The organism is Curtobacterium sp. B8, assembly GCF_000333315.1.
GTDB classification, from domain to species: domain Bacteria; phylum Actinomycetota; class Actinomycetes; order Actinomycetales; family Microbacteriaceae; genus Curtobacterium; species Curtobacterium luteum.
Map to the genome: position 1 here is coordinate 1 of NZ_BACW01000133.1, position 951 is coordinate 951.

Consider the following 951-nt stretch of genomic DNA (forward strand, 5'->3'; position numbering starts at 1 on the left):
CCGACGGGGCTCGACGACGGGTTCCGCGTGCGTGACGAACCAGACGGGTCATCGGGACACCATGTCACGCCGTGTCCGGGCGTCCCATCGTGACCGCTGAGCGTCGCTCCGACGTCACACGACGCAACGTTCGTTCACGGCCCGCAACCACCCGTCGTGCGTGGGTCGGGATCGCCGTACGGTCGGCGCTTGACCGAGTACCTCGACCGCGAGCAGGACAAGACCTACACGAAGGTCTACAAGCAGCAGACCCCCGACATCCTCGCCGCCTTCGCGCAGTTCGACGAGTCGGTGTTCCGGGCCGAGGGACGCGAGATCCCGCTGCGGTACCGCGAGCTCATCGCCCTGGCCGTCGGCATCACGACGCAGTGCGTGTACTGCATCGACGCCCACAGCCAGCGTGCGGTCGCGGCCGGCGCGAACGAGGCCGAGCTCGCCGAGGCCGCGTGGGTCGCGACCGCGATCCGCGCCGGTGGCGGCTTCGCCCACGGCCGCCTCGGCTTCAAGTTCGGTGCCGAGGCTGCCTCCGCGCCGGGCGCCGCCCCCGCGCCGGGCGCCGCTCCCGCGCCGGGCGCCGCTCCCGCGCCGGGCGCCGCCCCCGCGCCGGGCGCCGCCTCCGCGCCGGGCGCCGCCTCCGCGCCGGGCGCCGCCCCCGCGCCTGGTGCCGCCTCCGCGCACGAGGCCGCCCACACCCACTCCCACTGACCGCACCGACACGAGACGGGACCCGGCACATGTCCGACCGCACCATCCTCGTCACCGCGCTGCAGGGCGCCGGATGGCACCCCGCGGCGTGGCGCGTCGCCGGGTCGGCCGCCCGGGGGCTCAGCCGCCTCGGCCACTGGCGCGACGTCGTCGTCGAAGCAAGACCGGTTCGGCGTCGATGCAGTCACCATCGAAGGACTCGGTCACCCGCGGACCGGTCGACGCCCGCGGGGACCTCGATATCCG

Annotated in this window: 1 protein-coding gene; it reads left to right on the top strand. The window is 75.1% G+C overall.

Annotated features, from left to right (window positions below; genetic code table 11):
• The first annotated feature begins 189 nt into the window (after window positions 1-189).
• A complete protein-coding gene (locus I59_RS23335) occupies window positions 190-705 on the top strand; it encodes a carboxymuconolactone decarboxylase family protein (protein ID WP_022902681.1) in 516 nt (171 codons plus the stop codon).
• The last annotated feature ends 246 nt before the right edge of the window (window positions 706-951 follow it).